The 4,153-nt window shown below is 61.8% G+C and carries 3 protein-coding genes; all 3 read right to left on the bottom strand.

Translation table 11 applies throughout. The features are described 5' to 3' along the window. Nucleotides 1–17: 17 nt before the first annotated feature. The gene (locus tag ACEW8J_RS13425; protein ID WP_373492154.1) at nt 18–1,556 is read right to left on the bottom strand and encodes a M20/M25/M40 family metallo-hydrolase; all 1,539 of its coding nucleotides are present in this window, start codon (nt 1,554–1,556) and stop codon (nt 18–20) included. 89 nt (nt 1,557–1,645) lie between these two features. After that, complete coding sequence (locus ACEW8J_RS13420) at nt 1,646–1,906, bottom strand: hypothetical protein (protein WP_373492153.1); 261 nt, start codon at nt 1,904–1,906, stop codon at nt 1,646–1,648. A 265-nt stretch (nt 1,907–2,171) separates the two neighbouring features. Further along, nucleotides 2,172–3,695 carry an acyl-CoA carboxylase subunit beta gene (locus ACEW8J_RS13415; protein ID WP_373492152.1) on the bottom strand — a complete coding sequence of 508 codons (1,524 nt, stop codon included), beginning with the start codon at nt 3,693–3,695 and terminating at the stop codon, nt 2,172–2,174. Between the last annotated feature and the right edge of the window lie 458 nt (nt 3,696–4,153).

Genomic DNA, 4,153 nt, shown 5'->3' with positions numbered 1-4,153 from the left:
ACCAACGGGAGAGCCGGTCAGCTGATCGCCGCCAGCTGGTAGAGAAAGTCGGCATAGCCCATGGTGGCGTCGACCAGGCCGGCGACTTTCGGGTTGGTCGATTCGATGACATAATATTCATCCGGTGCATGCGCGCCCGCGCCGTGGCCCATACCGAAATGGCCAGCGGGGATCGAGACTGGCGGAGCGGTGAAGGTGGCACCGGGCCAGGAGCCGGCTAGCCGCGGGTTCAGCGTTGCCTTGATTCCGGCGCGCTCGTACGTCGCCAGTTCGGTGCGGATCAGGCGGCTGTTCTCGTCGGTTTCGGTCGGGTCATAGCCGCCGCTGACATTGACCTCGACGTCCGGGAAACCACGGGCGTCGAGATGGGCGCGCAGCTTGCGCTCCGCTTCGGCGCGGGTCTGGTCGGGAACCAGGCGTAGATCGAGCTTGGCGACCGCCCGGCCCGGCAATATGGTCTTGCCGCCTGGTCCAGTATAGCCGGCGACCAGGCCCTCGATATTGACGGTCGGCTCCTGGGCGAGGCGCTGCAGCGCCTGTTCCAAGGGCAGATCGTCGATCCATACATCAACACCCAGTGCCGCCTTGCGCTGGGCTTCGTCGGCATTGCGGGCGGTCTCGGCAATCAGCGCTTTCTCCCTAGCGTTCAGCGGCCGGACATTTTCGAACCAGCCGTCAATCGCGGGGGTGTTGCCGTCCGGCGTGACCAGCGTCTGCAGCGCCTGCACCAGCCGCCAGCTCGGACTGTCGACCATCGCCTTGAGGCTGGAGTGAATATCACCTTTGGGACCGCGGCCCCATTTTTCGCCGCTGGCGACCAGTTCCAGCTCGATCATGCCTTTCGAACCCAGATTGACGCTGACATTGCCGTTCTGGTCCTGCCAGCTTGCGGGGATGAATATGCCCTCGCATTTCTTCAATGCGGCCAGCACATTGGGCTTGGTGGCGACTTGCTTGAAATGCGGCGAGCCGATTTCTTCCTCGCCCTCGCAAATCAGCACAATATTGACCGGCAGCTTGCGGCCCGCTGCGCGAATGGCGTGCAGTGCCGCGAGGAAGGTCGCTTCCGGACCCTTCTGGTTGACCGCGCCGCGGCCCATGATCGCCTTGCCGAATCCGGGCCGGTCGACGATCGCCGCTTCGAACGGCGGAGAGGACCATTCCGACGGGTCGAACTGCTTGACGTCATACATGAAATAGATGCCGAGCGTCCGTTTCGCGCCAGCGTCGAGCGTGGCGAAGACACCGGGATGACCGTCGGTCGGGATGATCTCGACATGCTGGAAGCCGGCGTCCCTGGCGAGCATCGCCATATAGTCCGCACCCTCAGCCATATTGAGGTCTTCCGCCGCAATCGAGGGGAGTTTGATCCAATCCTGGATCCGCTGGACCGACGCCTCCCGCCCGGCTTCCGCGGCCTTGCGAATGTCAGCCATGTCGCTGTTGGCGGACCATGCCATGCCGGGCGACAGGAACATGGCACCGGCGCCGACCAGGGCGCCGCCGCGCAGAGCCTGACGGCGATCCATGGATGAAAATTTGCTGTCTGCGGTCATCGCTTTTCCCCTTTTTTTCAGGGAATGACGATGACGGAGCAATTCATTTATCGCAAGTCTTTAGACAAGCCATTAAACCGATGGGCTTTTCAGGCCACCATTGCCGTCTTGCTGAAATGCTCGGTGAAGCGCGGCTGCATCGGCTGGGTGGCGACCATTGCCAGCGGCAGCGCGGTCTCGCAATGGGCACATTCGGCGCTGAAGCGTCCGACATGCCAGTGCGACTTGCCGCAGCCCGGGCAGCGGTTGACGATATCCATATGATAGAGCGGCTGATAGCCACGTCCGAGACGTGGTTCGGCCAATGCTGTAGCAGGCTGATTGATGAATGATCGGGGAGACAAGTACATCGTTTCTTCCTTCTTGATTGCGCCAAACCTGTTTCACTTACTTCGCTCTCAACCTGTTTCACTTACTTCGCTCTCAATGCCACTAGGTTGCTGAATCAGCGATGAACCGTTTATTTCGGTAGATGAAACGATATGCCGCATCCATCCTCGCTGATAGGATGATCCCGCCAGATTGCCGTGATGGCTGTCACATTATCCCACAAGTTACTGATATATTATGATAACAATATAAGCAGCCATCGCTTCGACCGGATGTGGTGCAGCTTCACTGCACCCCCAGCTTGCGCCACGCCAGTTCGGCAAATTCGCAGAGCAGCGGCCTGGTGTCGCGCGGGTCGATGATGTCCTCGACGCTGAACTGCTCGGCGGTGCGGAAGGGCGAGGTGACCTTGTCGAGCTTGGCCCTTATCTCGGCCAGCCGTGCGACCGGATCCTCGGCGCCTTCGATATCGCTCTTGTAGGCAACCTCGAGACCGCCGGCGATCGGCAGCGAACCCCAGTCGCCGGACGGCCAGGCGAAGCGATACTGGAAATTCTCCGCATTGCTCATCGCGCTGCCGGCGATGCCATAGGCGCGGCGGACGATGACGCTGGCCCAGGGCACGGTTGCCCGGTAGACGGCGTTCATCGCCTGCACGCCATAGCGGATGGTGCCGGTGCGTTCCGCCTCGGCGCCGATCATGAAGCCGGGATTGTCGACCAGATGGACCACCGGCAGGTGAAATTGCTCGGCCAGCTTGGCGAAGCGCTCGACCTTTTCCGACGATTTGGCCTCCCAGGAGCCGCCGAGGAACGACGGATCATTGGCCAGCACCGCGACCGGCCAGCCGTCGAGCCGGGCAAAGGCAGTGATCGCAGCGCGGCCCCAGCGCTTGCCCATTTCAAAAACCGAATCCTCGTCGAACACCGAGGCCATGATCTTGCGCATCGAATAGACCTGCTTGTCGGCGCGCGGCACGGCGGCGAGCAGGCTTTCATCCCGTCGGTCGACCGGATCCCAATTCTCGGTGCGGGCGGACAGCTGATTCACATTGCTCGGCAGATAGGAGAGGAATTTGCGGGCGGTGACAAAGGCTTCCGCCTCGCTGGCGACTTCCTCGTCGACCACGCCATTGGTGGCGTGAATATCGGAGCCGCCCAGTTGCTCCTTGGTCAGCGTGTCGCCGATCGCCGCCGCCACCGCGGGGCCTGCAGCGAAGATTTGCGACAGCCCCTTGACCATGATCGAATAATGGCTGGCAACGGTGCGCGCGGCGCCCATGCCCGCGGTCGGCCCCAGGGCCAGCGCCACCACCGGCACACTGTCGAGATTCTTGATGATATCCTCCCAGCCGGGCACGGCGGGCACATAAGTGAAGCCCATATCCTCGAGACTCTTGACCGAACCGCCACCGCCGGTGCCATCGATCATCCGGATCATCGGAATGCCGAGCGTGTGCGCCATTTTCTCGCACTGGGTGAATTTCCGGTGCAGCGCCGCATCGGCAGCGCCGCCGCGCACGGTAAAATCGTCGGCGGAGGCGACCACCGGGCGGCCCTCGATATTGGCGCGGCCGAAGATCAGGTTGCTCGGTGCGAAATCCTCGAACGTCCCATCCTCGGCATAGGTGCCGCGTCCGGCGATCTTGCCGATCTCGCGGAAGCTGCCTTCATCGACAATCCCGGCGATCCGCGCCCGCGCGTCCAGCTTGCCCCGGCCATGCTGGCGCGAGACCTTTTCCGCGCCGCCCATTTTTTCGGCGAGCCGCTGGCGCTCGGCCAGTTCATCGAGTTCGGGTTTCCAGGTCATTTCATTTCCCCGTCCGTTTTACACAAGAGCGCGTTTTTATTTTCTGTGACCTTTGGCTGGAGGCGCCGGAAAACCGGGGGCCGGGCCTGCGACCGGGGGCGCCGAGTGTGACCTTTCCGAATCGGCGTGGCGCGAAATGCGGAAAGCTGCAGTATCGCGCCAATATAGCGCGGCGAGGGCGTGTAGGACAGGCCGGATTGCTGGCGGGGCGCTTGGTCGATCATCCGGCTGGTTTAACCGAGTGATTAAAGGAGGGGAAGCGGCAAATGGAACCGTGCTATTTTGAATTGCTATTCCCCGACGCAGGCTGATTATAATGCGCACAAAGCCCCGAAGCCACAACGGTTCACCTCACGCTGGGGGCCTTTGTGTCTTTGTGCGACAAATTTTCAACCTTCTGAACATGATAGCGAACCGGGCTTCCGAAGGGATTGCGAATGCGACCCAAGGCCTGAACG

Source organism: Parasphingorhabdus sp. (assembly GCF_041748495.1).
Taxonomy (GTDB): Bacteria; Pseudomonadota; Alphaproteobacteria; order Sphingomonadales; family Sphingomonadaceae; genus Parasphingorhabdus.
The sequence above is the reverse complement of the archived record's forward strand: the minus strand, read 5'-3'. Positions and strand labels throughout refer to the sequence as shown.